Annotated in this window: 15 protein-coding genes and 1 tRNA gene; 10 read left to right on the top strand and 6 right to left on the bottom strand. The window is 37.6% G+C overall.

The window, feature by feature from the left end:
- Positions 1-73: 73 nt before the first annotated feature.
- The 5 genes from tgt to queA form a co-directional block, all read right to left on the bottom strand.
- Positions 74-1,204, bottom strand: a complete 1,131-nt coding sequence (gene tgt, locus BBP83_RS11900) for a tRNA guanosine(34) transglycosylase Tgt (RefSeq protein ID WP_068888824.1) — start codon at positions 1,202-1,204, stop codon at positions 74-76.
- A 153-nt stretch (positions 1,205-1,357) separates the two neighbouring features.
- Positions 1,358-2,206, bottom strand: coding sequence for a DUF4303 domain-containing protein (locus BBP83_RS11895; RefSeq protein WP_068888823.1), 849 nt, complete (start codon positions 2,204-2,206; stop codon positions 1,358-1,360).
- A gap of 47 nt (positions 2,207-2,253) precedes the next feature.
- A complete protein-coding gene (locus BBP83_RS11890; protein WP_068888821.1) occupies positions 2,254-2,820 on the bottom strand; it encodes a LemA family protein in 567 nt (188 codons plus the stop codon).
- A gap of 33 nt (positions 2,821-2,853) precedes the next feature.
- Positions 2,854-3,882 (bottom strand): hypothetical protein, encoded by a 1,029-nt coding sequence (locus BBP83_RS11885; protein WP_068888820.1) that lies wholly within the window; start codon positions 3,880-3,882, stop codon positions 2,854-2,856.
- Between the two features lie 16 nt (positions 3,883-3,898).
- A complete protein-coding gene (queA, locus tag BBP83_RS11880) occupies positions 3,899-4,939 on the bottom strand; it encodes a tRNA preQ1(34) S-adenosylmethionine ribosyltransferase-isomerase QueA (protein ID WP_068888819.1) in 1,041 nt (346 codons plus the stop codon).
- Between the two features lie 178 nt (positions 4,940-5,117).
- Here queA and BBP83_RS11875 point away from each other — a divergent pair.
- Positions 5,118-5,204, top strand: a tRNA-Leu gene (locus tag BBP83_RS11875).
- A 617-nt stretch (positions 5,205-5,821) separates the two neighbouring features.
- Here BBP83_RS11875 and BBP83_RS11870 read toward each other — a convergent pair.
- Positions 5,822-8,053, bottom strand: a complete 2,232-nt coding sequence (locus BBP83_RS11870) for an NADP-dependent isocitrate dehydrogenase (RefSeq protein ID WP_068888817.1) — start codon at positions 8,051-8,053, stop codon at positions 5,822-5,824.
- 1,041 nt (positions 8,054-9,094) lie between these two features.
- Between BBP83_RS11870 and BBP83_RS11865 the strand changes: the two genes are divergently transcribed.
- The 9 genes from BBP83_RS11865 to BBP83_RS11825 all read left to right on the top strand — a co-directional run bounded on the left by BBP83_RS11865 (position 9,095) and on the right by BBP83_RS11825 (position 20,550).
- Complete coding sequence (locus tag BBP83_RS11865; RefSeq protein ID WP_068888815.1) at positions 9,095-10,360, top strand: sensor histidine kinase; 1,266 nt, start codon at positions 9,095-9,097, stop codon at positions 10,358-10,360.
- A gap of 93 nt (positions 10,361-10,453) precedes the next feature.
- Positions 10,454-13,213 (top strand): bifunctional [glutamate--ammonia ligase]-adenylyl-L-tyrosine phosphorylase/[glutamate--ammonia-ligase] adenylyltransferase, encoded by a 2,760-nt coding sequence (glnE, locus tag BBP83_RS11860; protein ID WP_068888813.1) that lies wholly within the window; start codon positions 10,454-10,456, stop codon positions 13,211-13,213.
- A gap of 18 nt (positions 13,214-13,231) precedes the next feature.
- A complete protein-coding gene (locus tag BBP83_RS11855; protein WP_068888810.1) occupies positions 13,232-14,158 on the top strand; it encodes a branched-chain amino acid transaminase in 927 nt (308 codons plus the stop codon).
- Between the two features lie 75 nt (positions 14,159-14,233).
- A complete protein-coding gene (locus BBP83_RS11850) occupies positions 14,234-15,121 on the top strand; it encodes an ELM1/GtrOC1 family putative glycosyltransferase (protein ID WP_068888805.1) in 888 nt (295 codons plus the stop codon).
- Positions 15,122-15,517: 396 nt separating this feature from the next.
- Complete coding sequence (locus tag BBP83_RS11845) at positions 15,518-16,996, top strand: phosphoethanolamine transferase family protein (protein WP_068888803.1); 1,479 nt, start codon at positions 15,518-15,520, stop codon at positions 16,994-16,996.
- A gap of 134 nt (positions 16,997-17,130) precedes the next feature.
- Positions 17,131-18,147, top strand: a complete 1,017-nt coding sequence (locus tag BBP83_RS11840) for a glycosyltransferase family protein (RefSeq protein WP_068888801.1) — start codon at positions 17,131-17,133, stop codon at positions 18,145-18,147.
- Between the two features lie 21 nt (positions 18,148-18,168).
- Positions 18,169-18,972: a polysaccharide deacetylase family protein gene (locus tag BBP83_RS11835; protein ID WP_068888799.1), complete on the top strand. Its 804-nt coding sequence runs from the start codon at positions 18,169-18,171 to the stop codon at positions 18,970-18,972.
- Positions 18,973-19,033: 61 nt separating this feature from the next.
- Positions 19,034-19,783: a polysaccharide deacetylase family protein gene (locus BBP83_RS11830; protein WP_068888797.1), complete on the top strand. Its 750-nt coding sequence runs from the start codon at positions 19,034-19,036 to the stop codon at positions 19,781-19,783.
- Positions 19,777-20,550 (top strand): glycosyltransferase family 2 protein, encoded by a 774-nt coding sequence (locus tag BBP83_RS11825; RefSeq protein WP_245669751.1) that lies wholly within the window; start codon positions 19,777-19,779, stop codon positions 20,548-20,550. Before BBP83_RS11830 ends, BBP83_RS11825 begins: the two co-directional genes overlap by 7 nt.
- Positions 20,551-20,553 lie beyond the last annotated feature (3 nt).

Raw genomic sequence — 20,553 nt, 5'->3', positions numbered from 1 at the left:
TCAATAACATGATAATAAATTGGTTTGCTCTGCAATTTACCTTGTCTTTTTGTTCAGCGCAAATGCTGAAAGATTAATCTTGTGGACAAGGAGGTACTTCTAAACCACGACGGGTGTAAAAGTCCTGAACAAAGTCATCAAATGTGCCATTGTCCAATGCATCACGAATCTCTTGGGTAAAGCGTTGGTAATAGCGCAAATTGTGGATAGTCCCAAGCATAGAACCCAGCATTTCACCGCATTTTTCTAAATGGAATAAATAGGCGCGGGTAAAGTTGGTGCAGGTATAACAATCACAATGTGGGTCTAAAGGGCTTTGATCATGACGGTATTTGGCATTACGAATGCGTACTAAACCATCGGTCACAAAATAATGACCGTTCCGTGCATTACGTGAAGGCATGACGCAGTCGAACATGTCTACACCGCGACGGATCCCCTCAACAACATCTTCAGGTTTACCTACGCCCATCAAGTAACGTGGTTTATCTTCAGGCATTTGTACAGGAAGATAATCCAGAACCTTGATCATTTCTTCTTTGGGTTCACCAACAGATAAGCCACCAATGGCATAACCGTCAAAACCAATTTCAAGTAGGCCTTTTAAAGATTCTTCACGCAAATCTTCATACATACCACCTTGAATAATACCAAAAAGGGCATTGGTATTTTCAAGTACGTCATGGTGCTGTGTTTTACAGCGTTTAGCCCAACGTAGAGACAGTTGTAGCGATTTTTGTGCTTCTTCATGTGTCGCAGGATAAGGCGTACATTCATCAAAAATCATCACAACATCTGAATTTAAGGTCTTTTGAATGTCCATTGAAATTTCAGGAGATAAAAAGACTTTAGAGCCATCAATCGGTGAGCGGAAAGTTACGCCTTCTTCCTTAATTTTACGCATTGCGCCAAGGCTGAAGACTTGGAAACCGCCTGAATCGGTTAAGATTGGTTTGTTCCACTTCATAAATTCGTGCAGGCCACCGTGCTCTTGAATCACTTCTAGGCCAGGACGTAAATACAAATGGAAGGTATTGCCCAAAATAATTTGCGCTTTAATGTCTTCAATATCACGCGGGAGCATGCCTTTAACTGTACCGTAAGTACCAACAGGCATGAATACAGGTGTTTCAACCACACCATGTGCAAGGGTCAAGCGGCCACGACGGGCGCGTCCCGATTGACCTAGTTTTTCAAACTTCATAAAGAGTCCAAATCAAGGCGAAAAACAGTTCGCTGATCATTAGTGCTAAAAGTACGCTATTTTCCTTGATTATGAACTTAAACGCCAGCGCTGTAGCGTACTGACGCTGTAATTTATTTCAGGGACTGAAGTTTGTTTATTTTATGAAGACACTTAGCGGGTGGTTTCGGTTGTAAATTGAGAGAGGTGATAAAACTGATTAATTCGATTTAACAACTCATCCTTTTGCAAAGCACAGCTTTCTTTTTGCCCTGTAGGCATAGATGCAATGGTTTGAATGAGCTTTTGAATGTAAATATTGGTATCGATAAAATGAGGTTCAAGCGTCAATAAAAAGGCTGCGTGAGAGACTTGTAGTTCATTGTAGGGTTCAACTTCAGCCAATTGAGCTAAGTCAATTAACATATCTTTATCTGCCTGAGACAGTTTAAAGCGGTTGGTCTGTTGAATAGCGTTTTGCTGAGGTTGTCGATCCGTTAAAAAGGACTGGAGAAGTTCATGTTCTGGGTTTAAGTATTGCGCAGAATGTATCTCTATTTCAGGCTGGGTCGGCATGCTCATAAAAAACAAAGTCTGATTGGGATCTAATTGGTATGAATTTACGAAGGCGTCTTTGGCCTGCTTGAAGGCATCTAATAAAATTTGATAATTATTGCTAGATTGATGTGAGGTTGTGTTGAGTAGCGGATTGTCAAAACTGTGTTGCACCTTAAAATAGTCGGAAGGAATATCTTTAAAATGATTGAGTGCAATGTTTTGTGCAGAGCTAGATTTATAGCGCCATTTACTGACATTCCAGCGGTCTGATTGCGTTAAATACTGTGCGTGGTCTTCATGTTCAGCAAAAATACTACGCTGTGTTGAAATGGCTAAATAATCAATCAATAAATAGTCATTAAAAACCAAGGTGTATGCATAAATATGGTCTTGATTATATTGTTGGTAAAGTTGATGGAATTCTTCTATTAATGCATTTTTTAATAAGTTTATATGTTCTAGCATGGCTAAAAATCCATAGCAGGGCACAGGTTGCCCCCGTGCCTAACCAATTAAAAGTTTGGACGGTAGTCAAAACTTTGAGTGACTGCATTGTCCCGAAATGGACGTATTGTTTTTTTACCCAAAGTCATGGTGTTAATAATGTTATTTGGAAAGACTTGGATATGATTATTAAATAATTCGACATTGCGGTTGAAAATGGTAATTGCGGCGCCGACATTTTCATTTTGTTCTTCAATTTCATTCATCATTTTCAGATAAATTTCATTGGCTTTTAGCTCTGGGTAGTTTTCCACCACAACATTCAAGCTGTGCATGAGCTCTTTATTTAAAGACTCAATATGTTGTAACTGAGTGACATCGGCTTTATTTAAATTTAAGTTTAAAATATTTTGACGTAGTTCAGTGACTTTTTCTAAAGTCCCTTTTTCAAAACTGGAATATTGTTCGACCAGTGGTTGTAAGCCATCTAAAATTTTGACTTTCTGACGTTCATAACTGGCAACATCTGACCATGCCCGAATAGTTGCATTATGATGGCGTACAATATTATTACGAATCACAATACAGCCAAAAATTGCAGCAATGATCAATAAAAAAAAGATCAACAACCCCATAATTTTTATTCCCCGAAATGTCTGTGTTGCATTCTATTTTAGAAATAACATCAGATCATGTTTTAAGTTGTCTAAGGCTATTAATTTAAACGTTCTGAGATGCCCGCGCAATGTCGAAATATCTTCTATTTTTGAGGCCTTGCTAGAGGCTTTAAATAAATCTTGCGAACCTAAAAAACATAAAAGGTTGCTAGATGGATGAAACATGAGGTCGCCTTGGCGGTTTTGAAAAAAGTCAGCCGAACGTAACACAAAGCTAGGGCTCATCAATTTTGCAGTTTGCATTTCATCACTACCGTAAAATTTGAGCTTTTGATTGGTTTGAATGTCACTGCTGTGCCATGGAAAACTATAAGGATAATAAAAAGGCGTGTTAATACTGGTGATGGCGAGCCCTTGAATATCAATATCAAAAATAAACACACCCCATAAATCTTTATGTACTTCTTTGAGTTTTACTTCTTCTCTATTTTGGTCGCGGACTTTAATTTCATTGACATAGTGGTATTGAAAGACCAAAACTTGCTGTTGTTTACCATCTTCATCTTCCCATACGGAACTTGCATAGTTAGATATGTCATTAGAAATTGAACCCTGATTGAAGACCGGGAAGAGCTGTTTTAAATGCGCCATGAAATGTAGCTGGTTCATGGGGATAGCAAGGTGCTGAGGCTGTCTGCCAAATGCGAGTTGATATTTTTTGGCGATACTTTCACGTTCTAAGAACTCAATGATCTCTTCAATCGGGTCATCATTTTCATAACTTAGATAGGCCCAGAAAACCATCATCAGGCCAGCTAAGAAACAAAGCTGTGCCCAAAAATGAGTTGACTGAAAAAAGACAGGAATAAGAAAAAATACGCCCAAAATACCTAAAAGACACGGAAGTAAGTTTTCAAACTTTAAGGTGATGGACGCATTCCACGGGTGAAGCCCATCTAAAATCTCTTGATGGGATTGTGCAGTGCGACCTAAATCCCATAGCCGAGCAATATTTTGAAAAACCACTTTATTTTTCTTACGACGAATATGAATGGAGTGTTGAATAGAATCGATCGGCATAGGGGGAGGTCTTAAATTATTTCACGTTAAGATTGTCAATGAGCATGGCATCGCCATAACTAAAGAAACGATATTGCTTGTCTACAGCATGATTGTAGGCATTTAAAATATTGTCACGGTTCGACATTGCAGAAACCAGCATGAGCAAAGTAGATTCAGGCAAATGGAAGTTGGTGATTAAGCGGTCTATTACTTTAAACTCATAACCTGGGTAGATGAAAATTTGTGTATCGCCCGTCCATGCTTTGAGTTCGCCACCATTGGCTTGTGCTGCACTTTCGGTTGCACGGGTTGCTGTTGTCCCCACGGCAATCACTTTATTGCCACGTGCTTTGGTGGCTTTAATTATTGCCATTGCTTCATCAGATACATCACACCATTCACTGTGCATAATGTGGTTTTGAATATCTGTGGTACGAACAGGTAAGAATGTGCCTGCGCCTACATGTAGGGTCACAAAGGTTTTTTGAATACCTTTGGCTTCTAGTTTTTTTAGCAAATCTTCATCAAAATGTAGGCTGGCTGTTGGTGCTGCTACAGATGCGAGTTTGGTGGGGTCATTAAATACGGTTTGATAGCGTTCGGTATCAATCGCTTCTGCTTCACGGTTAAAGTAAGGCGGAATAGGCAAAGCGCCATATAAATCTAAAACATTTAAAATAGGCTGTGAAAACTCAACAATAAATAAGTTTTCATGACGACCCTTAACAGTCACTTTAACTTCATCTGGGCCAATAAAAAGCTCTGCACCTTCTTTAGGTGAGTTGCTGGCTTTAATATGGCAATGCGCCGTGAATTTATCCATCATACGTTCAACCAGTACTTCGACAGCACCACCTGTTGCACGTTTTCCTTTTAAGCGCGCTTTCATGACTTTGGTGTCATTTAACACCAAAAGGTCACCTTCATTCAGTAAGTCTAAAATATCGGTAAAGTGATGGTCATGATATTGACCTTGCGTGTCTAGGTGAAGCAAGCGAGAAGCGCTACGTGTTTCTAAAGGATAGCGAGCAATCAGCTCATCGGGGAGATTAAAATTGAAATCTGAAAGTTGCATGATAAATATGTCAAATAGCGAAGAGAAAAAATTGTGCTTAGTATATGCTTTTTTCGATTTTTCGGCTGATTTTGCTTAATTTTAAGACGAAAAAATATTGAGTGATTTAAAAATAAACAAACGTGTATTTTCGGTGTTGACAGTACCGAGAAACAGCGTATTATAGCCCTCATCCACTCCCGAGGTGGTGAAATTGGTAGACGCGGTGGATTCAAAATCCACTATCAGAGATGATGTGTCGGTTCGAGTCCGACCCTCGGGACCAAAATTCTAAAAAACCCCAAGCTCATTCAGACTTGGGGTTTTTTATTGCCTGATCATAATAGAAAACTTAAAGCATATTTAAATAAAACGCTTCACCTTTTTTAAATCTAATGACAAATCATAGATTTTGCGAAAAATCCAAATATAGATCATACGTTCATGAAAATGGTTTAATTAATTTTGACTAAAAAATTTATCTATCAAGCCTTTGTTATTTTTAAATCCAAGATGTCGGCGTTATTTGTAGTGGGATATTTTATTCTTGCTTCGGTAGGGGGATATGTGCTTTTTGGCGACCAGTTTAAAAAAGGGGTCTCAAATTGTTGTTCGCTTGGCACTTATTTTTATTTCATTAGCCTTTATTGTATGAGTATTATTGTGTTTGGTGTAAGAGGATAAACTTAAGTATGCTTTCGATTTTATTGAAGAATTAAATAAAGCAAATGAAAAATATAAAGATATTAAAAAGCCTAAAATGATTCTATTGTTAGATGGAAATGGTCAGTCTACCTAAAATCGCCTTTATTGCTCTTTATTGAGGGGGGCAGTCGAGAAATAAAAAACCGGTGCCTAAGCACCGGTTTTTTATTTCACTCATTTAAGTCAGTTGTATGTGACTTAAATAGTAGCAAGTGTTGCGTTGAAAGTTTGACTTGGGCGCATTACAGCATCTACTTTCGCTGTATCTACTGCATAGTAACCGCCAATATCAACTGACTTACCTTGCACTGCTGCAAGTTCAGCAATAATCTTATCTTCATTTTCAGCCAATGCTTTCGCAAGTGGTGCAAACTTCGCTTTCAATTCAGCATTTTCATCTTGTGTTGCAAGTTCTTCAGCCCAATATTTCGCTAAGTAGAAGTGACTGCCACGGTTGTCTAATTCACCCGTGCGACGTGATGGAGACTTGTCGTTGTCTAATAGCTTGCCAGTTGCTTGGTCTAAAGTTTTAGCAAGTAACTTGATGTCATCATTGCCTTCTTTAATGCCCATTTCTTCTAACGATACAGCCAAAGCCATAAACTCGCCTAAAGAATCCCAACGCAAATGGTTTTCTTCTACTAACTGTTGTACGTGTTTCGGCGCTGAACCACCTGCACCCGTTTCGTACATACCACCGCCCGCCATTAACGGAACGATAGACAACATTTTAGCTGAAGTACCCAATTCCATAATTGGGAACAAGTCAGTAAGGTAATCACGTAAGATGTTACCTGTTACTGAAATGGTATCTAGGCCACGAGCAACACGTTCAAGTGTGTAGCGCATTGCACGAACTTGCGACATAATTTGAATGTCTAGACCAGCCGTGTCGTAATCTTTTAAGTATTTTTCAACTTTCTTGATTAATTCATTTTCATGTGGACGGTACGGGTCAAGCCAGAAAATTGCAGGCATGCCAGAGTTACGTGCACGATTTACTGCAAGTTTTACCCAGTCACGAATCGGTGCATCTTTCACCTGACACATACGCCAGATGTCGCCTTCTTCAACGTTTTGTGACATTAAAACTTCACCAGTTTCAAGATCGACGATGTTTGCAACACCGGCTTCTGAAATTTCGAAAGTTTTGTCGTGTGAACCGTATTCTTCAGCTTTTTGTGCCATCAAACCAACGTTAGGTACAGTACCCATGGTTTGTGGATCGAAGTTACCATTCCATTTACAGAAATTAATCATTTCTTGGTAGATACGTGCAAAAGTTGACTCAGGCATGACTGCTTTACAGTCATAAGGTTTGCCATCAGCGCCCCACATTTTACCGCCACCACGAATCATTGCAGGCATAGAAGCATCTACAATCACGTCGTTTGGTGAATGGAAGTTAGTGATGCCTTTAGCAGAGTCAACCATCGCAAGTGCAGGACGGTGTTCTTGGCAAGCGTGCAAGTCTTCGATGATTTCTTCACGAACAGACGTTGGTAAAGTGGCAATCTTCTCGTAAAGACCAGCCATACCGTTGTTGACGTTAATGCCTAGCTCATCGAACAATTTACCGTGTTTTTCAAAAGCATCTTTGTAGTAAATTTTCACACAGTGACCGAAAACAATCGGGTGTGAAACTTTCATCATGGTTGCTTTAACGTGTAAAGAGAACAAAATGCCTGCTTCTTTACAATCATCAAGTTCTTTTTCGTAGAAATCGCACAGTGCTTTTTTGCTCATGAACATTGAGTCGATGATTTCGCCATCTTTCAATGCAACTTTTGGCTTAAGTACAACTGTTTCACCATTTTTAGTGATGAGTTCCATTTTTACATCACGTGCGCGGTCTAAAGTCATAGACTTTTCACCGTGGTAGAAGTCGCCTTCATCCATGTGTGAAACATGCGTTTGTGACCATTGCTTCCATTCGCTCATAGAGTGAGGATGCTTTTTCACATAGTTTTTAACGGCAGCGGGTGCGCGACGGTCAGAGTTACCTTCACGTAATACTGGGTTAACAGCAGAACCTAAACATTTGCTGTAACGTGCCTTAATCGCTTTTTCTTCGTCCGTTGTTGGGTTTTCAGGATAGTCAGGAATTGCATATCCTTTAGACTGAAGTTCTTTAATACATGCTGTTAATTGGCCAACAGATGCACTAATATTTGGGAGCTTAATAATATTCGTGTCTGGATCTTGAGTAAGACGACCGAGCTCTGCGAGTGTGTCAGGTACCTTTTGTTCATCGCTTAAGTAGTCTGCGAATTCTGCAAGCACGCGCACGGCTACAGAGATGTCACTTTTAACAATCTCAACGCCAGCTGGCTTAGTAAAGGTCTCAATGATCGGCAGCAATGAGTAGGTCGCCAATAGTGGCGCCTCGTCGGTCAGTGTGTAAATGATTGTTGACTTTCCACCAGCCATATATAGCCCCTTGCTTTGTATTGAGTATTTGAGAACCAAGCTTTTGGCTCGGTTCCTGTGAACCGGTTTGCTTAAATTAAACCTTGAAAAAGTTGGTGCTTATGCACCTCAGCCAAATAGAAATATCGTTCTAGATTGTCATTAGGCTGAAAATTCGTATGTATCAGTGTTGTTCACTAATGTTGATATTCTACTTGAAATTCCATCTCATTTCGACTAGGAAACACCCTTAAAAGTACCTTGAAGGCCGAAACACACTTTTGTATGAATTTGTGCAATAGATGGTCTGAATTTAAATTTAATGTATATTTTTCAATTGATTGTTGTGGTTTTTAGGATTTTTTTGCTTGAAATTTAAACGTTATATTTTGAAAATTTTCTCGCTAATTACTTGCAACATGTTGGGTATCATGCAAATAAATTACTCATTGGTCATTTGACGTTAATTTTAAGCCTATTGGAATTGGAGTTTGAAATACTCGAATTTTGTCAAAGTCCTTGTTTTCAGGAAACAGTAGATGCCTTGCATAAGTGACTTTTTGACTTTTTAAAAGTAGAAGTCATGTCTACCAAAAAAGATAAAAAATTGAATCAATCAAATGAAGCCACGCTGATTTTTTAAATGAAGAGTAAATATTTTTGATTTATGCAAATTATTGAGTACTGTACGTTTGAATTGCTTTAAGTGTGATGTCTGATTTTTATTCAAATAATAGGTGATTTTAACAGTTGGGGCAGGACATTGCTTACATCATGTTATATTGGTAAGTGTGAACTCAATTACATTTGTATAAACTTTTATTTTTATTTTTATTCTTTATTTCTACAAAACCATATTTTCTTGTTCATAATTGACTGAAATATATTTATTTTATTGATATTTACATGAAGAAAACATCATTGTTAAATTTACCTTTGGTCAATTTGATAGGTTCTATTGTTGAGTTATTTGTTTAAATTTGTTAGTTAAGAGTATATGTTAAGTTTAAACCAAGTGGAAAAATTGGTTTTACTCCTTAAGCAACAGCAAGGTGAAGCTCAATGGCGATTCAACTGCTTGAAATAGGAACACAGACAGAACAGTTAGCATCTTGTAGGCTGGCTTTGCTGATGGGCGTTTTTACTGAAGACAACCGTGTCGCTGAGTTTCTGAGGTTTTCAAGAAGTATGTTGCAAATTGAGAACGCTATTTTAGTCTTTCAAGATGAACCTTATATTTGGTTTTCCTCTGCAAAGGGATGTAAGCCATTTTTGGCCCATGAAGAAGCCAACTTAGTTGCTTATTTTGATGGGGCAGATTGTCTCGATATCTTGCATCCGAATTATGCACAGTTTTCGCAACACATTAAAAATTTGGGTGTAGATCATGCACGCTTATTGGCCTTTAACCTAAAAGATGGCGATATTTCTATTGGGCAAGTTTTATTGTTTGATGAACAGCCTGATGTGTTTGATGCCCAACAAAAAATGGTGGTACAAGAGTTTGTGCAAAGCCTAATAAGCATTATTAAACTCCGAGTTGAAAATGCTGAATTAAAAGAACTATATGAACAACAATCGGCTTTAAATTTTAGTAAAACAAAATTTTTCCAAATTATTGCGCATGATTTACGCGCACCTTTTCATGGCTTACTGGGTTTTTCTGAAGTCTTGGCGCAGGAGCGTGATTCTTTAGATGAATCGAGTATTCAAAATATTGCCGACTATTTATTTGATACCGCACAATCGACCTATAGTTTGTTGGAAAGCTTACTCAATTGGGCAATGGCAGAAGGTGGACGATTTGTCTACCATCCTATTAATTTTGAGATTAGTCAGTCAGCCAAAATTGTTTGTAATGTATTAAATAGTTTGGCCATCAAAAAAAATATTCAACTATTAAATGAAATACCCGCAGATCTGAAAATTTATGCAGACATCAATATGGTGACTTCTATTATTCAAAACTTGGTTTCGAATGCATTGAAGTTTAGCCGCACTGATGGCACGGGTGTGGTGGTGCTTAAAGCAACCTCTACAAATTTAGGTGTGTGCTTAACCATTCAAGATACAGGTTTAGGTATGACACAACATCACACCGAGCAATTGTTTGAACCCAAATTTACTGTAAGCCTAAAAGGAACCGCAGGTGAAAAAGGCATAGGTCTGGGGCTGATGCTATGCAAGCGTTTTGTCGATTTAAACAATGGTGAAATACAGGTGGAATCGAAGGAAGGAGTAGGGACGACATTTACGGTAACTTTACCATCGGCGACCAACCACCATCAGGCTTTATGTGCTGAAAATAGCGCTATAAATACCCAATAAACCTGACAATAAGTAGAATAAAAGCGAATTTATTTTCCACTCTTGGTTTTCAACTGATATAACTAGAAAAAAACTTGGGTCAAGGGTTTGAAAATGAACGTGGAACAATTGCAAAAAACATTGCGTGCTAGCCAATATGCTGAACAAGTATTGGGAATACACCGCAGTTTAATAGACCAAGATTATGCAATTGATCAGTTTCTTGCGCCACTCAGCACCGAGCAAATACACACATATGTCGCGACAGCTTTAGACCAAATTCAAGATGAAGCCACTTGGATGCGTGCATTGCGTACTTTACGTGCGCGTTTAATGTTTCGTTGGATTTGGCAAGATGCTAATCAGCTTACCGATGTCATCACCCTCACCAAAGAATTATCTGATTTTGCCGATGTGGCGATTTGTGTCGCCAAAGCGTTTGCTTATGCACCTTTGGTGGCTAAACATGGCGAGCCTGTGGGTTACAATGGGGCGATTCAAAGTTTAATTGTGATTGCGATGGGGAAACTGGGTGCGCAAGAGCTGAATTTATCCAGTGACATTGACCTGATTTTTGCCTTTGATGAGCAAGGTGAAACCAATGGCCGTAAATGTATTGATGTGCAACAGTTTTGCATTTTGTGGGGACAAAAACTAATTTACTTGCTGGATCATATTACGGCAGATGGTTTTGTATTTCGTGTGGATATGCGCCTGCGACCTTGGGGAGATGGTTCAGCCTTAGCTATTAGTCATGTGGCTTTAGAAAAATACTTAAGCCAACATGGTCGTGAATGGGAACGCTATGCATGGATTAAAGCGCGTATTGTGACAGGTGAAAAAGAAGGGCAAGACTTACTGAATATGACGCGCCCTTTCGTGTTCCGAAAGTATGTAGATTACAGTGCTTTCGAAGCCATGCGTGAAATGAAAGCCATGATTGAACGTGAAGTGTTACGGCGTAATATTGAAGATGATATTAAATTAGGTGCAGGCGGAATACGCGAAGTTGAATTTATCGTTCAAGTTTTTCAGCTGATTTATGGCGGCTCTAAACTTGAATTACAAGACCGTCAATGTTTAGTTAGTTTGCATCATTTAGGGGAAGTCGGTTTACTCGAACCTGATGTAGTCGTTGAACTGGAAGATGCCTACTTATATTTACGCAGAATAGAACATGCTATTCAGGCACTCAATGATCAACAAACGCAATCTTTACCGACAGAGGAAGATTCACGTCAGCGAATGTTAGATACTTTGGGCTATGCGTCTTGGGATGCCTTTTTACAGGTACTGAACCAAAACCGCGCCAAAGTGATTTATCAATTTGAACACTTAATTAAAGAAAAAGAACCTGATCCGCTGATTGAAAGTTTTAGCCAGCTGGAAAAACAACTGAATGACGTATTGGATGAAAATGCGAAAAAAATGATCCATGAATTTTGGTATGGACATGCGCTGAAAAAGTTGCCAGCAAAGGCAGTACAACGGTTAAAAACATTTTGGCCTCATTTGGTTGAAGCGGTCATTCAGTCTAGTCATCCACAAGTTGCATTATTACGCCTCATGCCATTGGTTGAATCTGTGATGCGCCGTACTGTGTATCTTGTCATGCTTATTGAGAGTAAAGGTGCATTACAGCGTTTGGTCAAAATGGCGACGGTTAGTCCATGGATTTGTGAGGAATTGACGCATTATCCTGTATTGCTAGATGAATTTTTGTCGATGGATTTTGAACTGCCAAAACGTAAGGATTTAGAGGATTCTCTGCGTCAGCAATTGCTTCGCATTGAATTGGATGACGTTGAAGACTTAATGCGAGTATTACGTTTATTTAAAAAATCTAATGTATTAACCGTAGCGGCCAGTGATGTCTTAGCAGAAAGTCCATTAATGAAAGTGTCGGATGCATTGACGGATATTGCAGAAGTATCGGTCGATGCGACCTTAAATTTAGCCTATCAAATTACCGCTAAAAAACATGGTTATCCGATGGATGCGGAAGGGCAACGTTGTTCACTGGATCATATTGCATTTGCTGTTGCAGGTTATGGAAAATTGGGTGGAATTGAGCTAGGTTACGGTTCAGATTTAGACTTGGTGTTCATTCACTTTATGGATGAACAAGCGGATACCGACGGTTTAAAAGCCATTAGTGGTTTTGAGTTTGCTATGCGTGTGGCGCAGAAATTTATGTCACTGATGACCACGCAAACCTTAGATGGTCGGGTCTATGAAATTGATACACGTTTACGCCCATCGGGTGAGGCGGGTTTGTTGGTCACCAGTCTGAAAGCCTTTGAACAATATCAGTTTAAAAGCGCATGGGTGTGGGAACATCAGGCTCTGGTTCGTGCACGTTCTATCGCGGGTGAAAAATCGCTTCGAACCAAATTTGAGCATTTACGATGTCGTATATTGACGCAACCACGTGATGAAGAGAATGTTCGCACTGAAGTATTGAAAATGCGTCAAAAAATGAAAGACCATCTGGGTTCTTCTAAAGAACAGCAAAAAGACGGAATTTTTCATTTAAAACAGGATGCAGGTGGTATCGTTGATATTGAATTTATGGCACAGTATGCGGTATTAGCATGGAGTGGAGCGAATCCAGATCTCGCTCATTACTCTGACAACGTACGAATCCTTGAAGACGCCGCAAAAGCAGGTTGCTTATCCAGCAACGATGCGACAGCATTGATTCAAGCTTACCTTCGTGAACGCGCCGAGAGCCACCGCCTAGCGCTTGCAAATCAATCCATGCAAGTCAATGCTGCGGACTGGCACGATACCCGAGAGGTCGTTTGCAAGTTATGGCAAAGATTAATTGATCCCTGTGCAACTGTTGCCTTGGATAAAAATGACTGTGTATAAAAATTTGGAGTGTGCGCCATGAACTTGGCTGATCGTGATGGTTTTATTTGGCAAGATGGACAATTGGTTGACTGGCGTGAAGCGAAAACTCACGTCTTAACACATACTTTACACTATAGTATGGGTGTGTTTGAGGGTGTCCGTGCCTACGAAACTCCGAATGGAACGGCTATTTTTCGTTTAAAAGAACATACCAAGCGTTTGCTTAACTCTGCAAAAATTTATCAAATGAAAGTTCCATTTGATCAAGCAACGCTAGAACAAGCACAAATTGATGTGGTTCGTGAAAACAAATTAGCGTCTTGCTACTTACGCCCAATTATCTTTATTGGTTCAGAAAAATTAGGTATTGCTGCCACAGATAATACTATTCATGCCGTTGTTGCTGCGTGGAGCTGGGGTGCTTACCTTGGCGAAGAAGCTATGGCAAAAGGCATTCGTGTTAAAACGTCTTCATTTACACATCATCATCCAAACGTGACGATGTGTAAAGCTAAAGCATCAGGTAACTACACGTTGTCGATTCTTGCGCATCAAGAAGTTGCTCATTCGGGCTATGACGAAGCAATGTTGCTTGATCCTCAGGGTTATGTATGCCAAGGTTCTGGCGAAAATGTATTCTTGGTACGTGATGGTGTTATTCATACACCAGATGTTGCTGGTGGTGCACTAGACGGTATTACACGCCAAACCATTATTACCATTGCTAAAGACTTGGGTATTGAAGTCGTTGAGCGCCGTATTACCCGTGATGAATTCTACATTGCAGATGAAGCATTCTTTACTGGAACTGCTGCAGAAGTAACGCCAATTCGTGAATATGATGATCGTCAAATTGGTGAAGGTGTTCGTGGTCCAATCACAACACAAATCCAAAAAGCATATTTTGATGCTGTTCAGGGTAAAGACCCTAAATATGCTCATTGGTTAACTTACGTAAAATAAGCTGATCGGTTAAGATAAAAGGCGGAACGAAAGTTTCGCCTTTTTTATTGCTAAAAATTGAATACAGGAAGAATAATGCATATTGTTTATGTGAGTGATGGTAAAGCAGGGCACCGCTCGCAGGCTGTCGGTTTGTATAAGGCCATGCAGCGTTTAAGTAAACAAAATGTGACTTTTCAGGAGGTTTCAATTGAGCAATTGCCTCTTTTTAGCTTATTTAAAGCCGTATTGACTCATCAACTAGATATTTTTGAGTCCGTGCCTGACTATGTTTTTGGCGTAGGTAGTCATACGCAGTTACGGGTTTTATTACTGGGTAAGGTCTATCCGAAAGCAAAAACGATCATTTTGATGAAACCCAATTTTCCATTTGGCTGGTTTGATCATGTGATTATTCCTGCACATGATGCTGTGCCACAACAGGGAAATGTGATACTTAGCCAAGGTGCTTTAAACCCGATTGTGAATGAAAATCGGCACCAGAAAAACAGAATTTTGATTGCATTGGGTGGATCGTCTAAACGTCATCAATGGAATGATCAAAAAGTGTTGCAAGCCATTCAGCAGATTATTGAGCACAATGAACATGCTGAAATTGTATTGACCACGTCACGTCGTACACCTAAAGAATTTTTTCAACATTTACAGTCTCAGCCATATCTTCAGCAAATTCAGGTTTTTCCAGTTGAAAAGACACCACAAGGTTGGATTTTTGAAGAAATGCAAAAAGCAGAAGCGGTTTGGGTGACTGAAGACAGTGTCTCGATGATTTATGAAGCTTTAACTGCGGGCTGTAAAGTTGGGGTAATTAAAATTGATCGATTAAAAGAAGATCGGATTACTTTATCTGTGGATCAAATTATTCAGGCCAATTTAGTTTCTGAGTGTGTCTCTGTTGAAATGTTAGTTGAACCTCATGCTTTTAAAGAAGCAGAGCGTGTGGCATCTATAATTATGAACTAATGATTTATGCTCTAGAAATTGATGTCTTTGGAATTGGAATCGATAAGGTTAAAAACCACAGTTCTTTATATAGCTTTAAAATTGCCGTCATGTAGCCGAAATCTATTTTTTCATGATTGATAGTGCAAAAAAAGAATTTTGGGTAACCCTTTTTCTTGGCTGTATGTTAAATAAATCGGTAAGGGTTTTTATAGTAAAGCCTGTGCTAAAAAATTAGGCCAGTTCTCTTTGAGTTGTTATTGATATTTAGTGATTTTTTTGAAAAGTAGATATCTGTCCCTTTCTATTGGTCGCAATCTAGTAATGCTAGTGTTTTTTAATATTATTAAAGTTATTGTTTTTTAATGACAAAATTAAGATAAAAGCCTAAAATTGCCCCAATTACTTGGGGGGTGTATGAGCCGTAAACTTATTGAATTGTATTTTTTTCCGATTATTTTATCGATAGGCTACTGTGTTGGCTTAGGATTTTGGGATTATTTATTAAAGATAAATGACAGCTGGATGTTTATTTTACCTGTCATCGTTAATGTATTTTTTTTTATTTTTATACAGCAGTCAAAAAATAAGTTAGGCAAAATATTGGCGCTTGCTTTATGTTCTATGATGATAGGTTATATGGCGACAGCTACAGGCTTTTTGCAAGGACATATGTCTATCGGAATTGTTGCGTCAGCCTTTCAGACCAATACCAATGAAGCATTAGAGTTTTTATCTGTTATTCATTATAAATTTCTGCTTTATGTGGTGATATTGGGGATTTTAACATTTTATTATCTCTGTTTATATCAAACCTCATATAAGCTGGTAGTCAATAAGTATTTGATTGTATTTTTATGCATTTTTAATATTTTTAATATTTTTCTGATTCAAACTGCAAATGCTGCTTTGAAATATAAGAAAGAAGAAAAAATCCTTAATGAAGGTAATGGAAAAGAGCTTAGCTGGAATATTTCTAGAAGTAGCCCTAAATACAGCACGCAGGTTTTCATACTGGGTGAAAGTGTGCAACGGGATTATTTATCCCTGCATGGCTTTAAGGAAAAAACTACACCATTTTTAGACAGTATGCCTGTTCAATATGTAGAGCATTATGTTTCAACTGCGCCAAATACGGCAACAAGCTTGCCTCGTACTTTGGCTTATATGGATAAAGATCGTAATATTAAGTCTTCGATGAATGTGATGACGCTAGCTAAGCAGGCGGGATATAACACTATCTGGATTTCTAATCAGGGCTTTCTTGGAAAAAATGATACTGCTGTATCTAAAATAGGCATTCATGCTGAACACCAGCTATTTTTAAAAAGTGGCAATTATCAATCGAAAAATAAAGATGATAATGAATTGATTACTTTACTTGATCAGCAAGTAAAAAAATATTCTAATCAAAATAATGTCATTTTTTTGCATATGATGGGTTCGCATCCAGATGCATGTGAACGCCTGTTTGATAGCCCGCGTTTATATCCTAAATACCCAGAAACAATTAATTGTTACTTGTCCAGTATTAATAAAATGGATACATTCCTTGAGTCTGTTTATGCCGTTTTAAGTAAAACTAAAAAAAGTTTTAGCATGGTTTATTTTTCCGATCACGGCATGACCGTAAATGAAGATTCATATCATGTTGATAATACATCCAGAGCTAACTATAAAGTGCCTTTTATTGTACTTTCGAGTGATCAGATTGTGCGTAAAAAACTGGACAAGTCTATCAGCGGATATGACTTTTTAAATATATATGCAGGCATGTTGGGTGTGGAAACACCCTATTTGGATCAAACCCGGACGTTGGATAAAATTGAAAATAATCCTCATATTACTGTATTTGACTGGAATGATTATCTGCCTTATGCATCATTGCAAGACTAAGTTTTTACGTTAACAGTTTTCTTTAATTGGCGGACTGCTTTATTATATAAATCAGTTCGCCTCTTTGCGTACTGTCTGAATTTATATTGCTGCCTGAAATTTTCATGCAGACGCCTATTTTGTTGAGTAGATGGATGAAAATTTTACATATTGCGAATTTTGGTTTTAATAAACAGGGTGCTCATTTTTACTGTACAGACCGCAAAATTTCTGCGGGGTTGACTGAAAATGGACATTTTGTTTATGACTTCAGTTTTCGTGATATGGCACGTATGGGTACAATTTTTAAAACCAAAAAACTAGGTGCAAATTGGGCCAATAAAGAGGTTGTAAAAGTTGTTAATAACCTTGGACCTGATTTGGTGCTGATAGGGCACAGTGATTTAATGAGCCCTAATGTACTGAAAGAAATTAAACAGCAATTCCCGCAGACAAAAATTGCTTTTTGGTATGTTGATTGGCTATGTGAAGCGCCTAAAAGCAATTTTATATATGATTTTTTACCTTTTGCTGATGCAATATTTTGTACAACAGGTGGTGAATTGCTTGAGCAATATAAAACTAATAATAAAAAAGTTGCATATATTCCAAATATGGTAAATCCAGCTGTAGAAAGCCAGCGCCAATTTGAAAAAGAGTATTTTTCAAATGAATTAGTTTTTTTGGGAACAATTGAGAAAAATTCTTTACGCGAAAAATTTATTACTGATATAGCCCAAAGCTTAGGGAAACAAATGAAATGCTTTGGAACATTTGAAAATAATGCTGTATATGGTGCTGAATATATGAAGGTCCTTTCCGATTCTAGAATGGGACTGAATTATTCCCGCAGGAATGATATAGAGTTATATTCTTCAGATCGAATTGCTCAGTTAACAGGTAATGGGCTTCTTACATTTTGTCCTCAGATTCCTAACTTTAATTTATTATATGCTGATGATGAAGTTGTTTATTTTGAAAATGCACAAGATTTCATAGAGAAATTTAAATTATATAGCCAAGATACTGAGCTATCGAAATATGTTGCTAGAAAAGGTTGGGAAAAGACTCACCGCGCATATAATGGTAAAAGAGTAACAAAATTTATGCTTGAGACCATTTATGGTGATACATATTCTGAAGAGTATGAGTGGGTAAGCTATGTGTATTAATCAAGAGTTTTGGGCAAAATAATGATCTGGATTTTATTGTTGGTCTTAGGCTTACTAAGTTTATTCGTTTATAAAAACAAGTATAAGCGAAATAAAGTGTCATGGAAGTCTCCGCGGATATTAATGTATCACATGGTGCGTGAGCATATTCCAAATGCAAAATTTAATAAGCTAAGAGTGAAGCCAGCAGAATTTGAAAAGCAAATTTTATGGATGAAAGAACAGGGCTTTCATTTTATTACGATGCAGAAATTACAGGAAAACTGGGGTAAACACCTTGAAAAAACCGTAGCGATCACTTTTGATGATGGTTATTTGGATAATCTAGAAAATGCTTATCCCATTTTGGAGAAATACCAAGCCAAAGCCACTATTTATGTTGTCGTGGATCGTCATGATCGTGATTGGTCAACCTATAAGAAAGCGCATCATAATAGTGGTGAATTGGCACGTGAAGCTAAACTCAATGATGAACAAGTCCAGTTTTTATCAAATAGCGGTATTATTGAAATTGGTTCACATACCATGACTCATGCCAATTTAAGTAAATTAGACGATGCCGAGTGCTTAGTAGAATTAACTCAATCTAAACAACAATTAGAAAATTTAACGGCTAAGTTGGTAACAAGTTTTGCTTATCCATTTGGGATTTATTCACAGCGTGATGTGGAGATAGCAAAACAAGCTGGTTATAGCAATGCTGTAACTACAAAAGAAGGAATCGATGGTCTGGATCCTGATTTTATGCAATTGCAACGGATTAAAATAAGTGGTAAGGATTCAATAAGAACAATTAAGCGTCGCCTTGAATGTGGAATAAAGTGATAAGAAGTATTTAGTGTTATAATAATTCCTTGGGAATCTATTATATAAATAGGGTGAATTTATAGTGTGGTATGTTATTTTTTTGGTAATTATTATAGCTATAGTATTGTATTTATTGGGTAATTATACGTTTTGGTTGCCTTTTAGATCTAAAAAATTCCCACGTCTTGTTATGCTACACCAAATCACTCCGGATATTCCTGCCTCAGGTATGAATATGCCTCCAGAAAAATTTGAAAAGCTTTTACAATATTTGGTAAAGAAACAAACGATTTTTTGTTTTGTATCAGAAGTCGATGAATTTCATGATAAAAAAAATATTGTAGCTTTAACTTTTGATGATGGTTTTTTTGATAATTATCAGTATGCATATCCTTTATTAAAAAAATATAATGCTAAAGCAACGATTTATTTAGCGACACAAATCGAAGGTATTGAAAAATTAAACGCTGAACAAATTCGTGAAATGTCAGAATCTGGTTTAATTGAGTTTGGTGCACATACACAACATCATGTAAATTTATTACAGACCTCAGATCGTGAAGCTTATGATGAAATTTTAAAGTCGAAACAAGATGTTGAGGCGCTTGTTGGTCGTTGTCCAAGTTTTGCCTATCCATTCGGCAGATATAATAAAAAACATCAGCAGATGGTAAGAGAAATTGGTTTTAAAAATGCGGTTTCTACACGTAAAAAAATAGAGTGTTATTCGGAAAATAATCAATTTGAACTACCTCGTATTAGTGCAAGTGGTATGATGAATGCAGTCCAAATGCGTATTGCTTTAGCAAAAGGGCGTTACAAATTATGAGTATTCCATGTAGTGTTTATATCATCACTTTAAATTGTGGCGAATGGTTACAGCAAACATTAGAAAGTGTTGAAGAATTTGATGAAGTTATTATTTTAGATTCAGGAAGCACTGATAGAACTTATGATATTGCCCAAAATTTTAAAAATGTAAAAATTGTCCATCAAGATTGGATGGGGTATGCGAAACAGAAAAGTTTAGCATTGGAACAGTGTCGTAATAAATGGGTCTTAAATTTAGACGGAGATGAGGTTTTATCTATTGAATTGAAAGATGAAATTGCCAATTTTATTGATCTAAATACTGGTGATGCGCTTATAATTCCGTTTAATGATGCATTTCTAGGCGTGCCGAATCATAATTTAACAAAGAAACATGCAAAAGTACGATTTTTCAGAAAAGAAAAAGGTCACTATGATCTAACCAATCAAGCACATGAAAGTGTGGTTATTCATGGGGAAGTATGCCGAGCACGGTATGATATTTATCATTATGGTGAAAATACAATTCACTTTACGGTTGAAAAAAGTAACCAATACTCAACGTTGAAAGCTCAAGAAAAGTTCAATAAAGGGAAAAAACCTAATTTTATAAAATTATTACTTGTTATGCCTGTTACATTTTTAAAATCTTATATTATTAGAAGAAATTTTTTAAACGGTTGGAGAGGATTTGTTGGTAGTACAATTAATGCGTTCTATGCATTTTCTAAAGAAGCTAAATTATTTGAACACTATTTGAAAAATAATCAGCGATCAGGAAAATAATTG

The organism is Acinetobacter celticus (assembly GCF_001707755.1).
Taxonomy (GTDB): domain Bacteria; phylum Pseudomonadota; class Gammaproteobacteria; order Pseudomonadales; family Moraxellaceae; genus Acinetobacter; species Acinetobacter celticus.
This window is presented reverse-complemented; position numbering and strand designations above follow the sequence as displayed.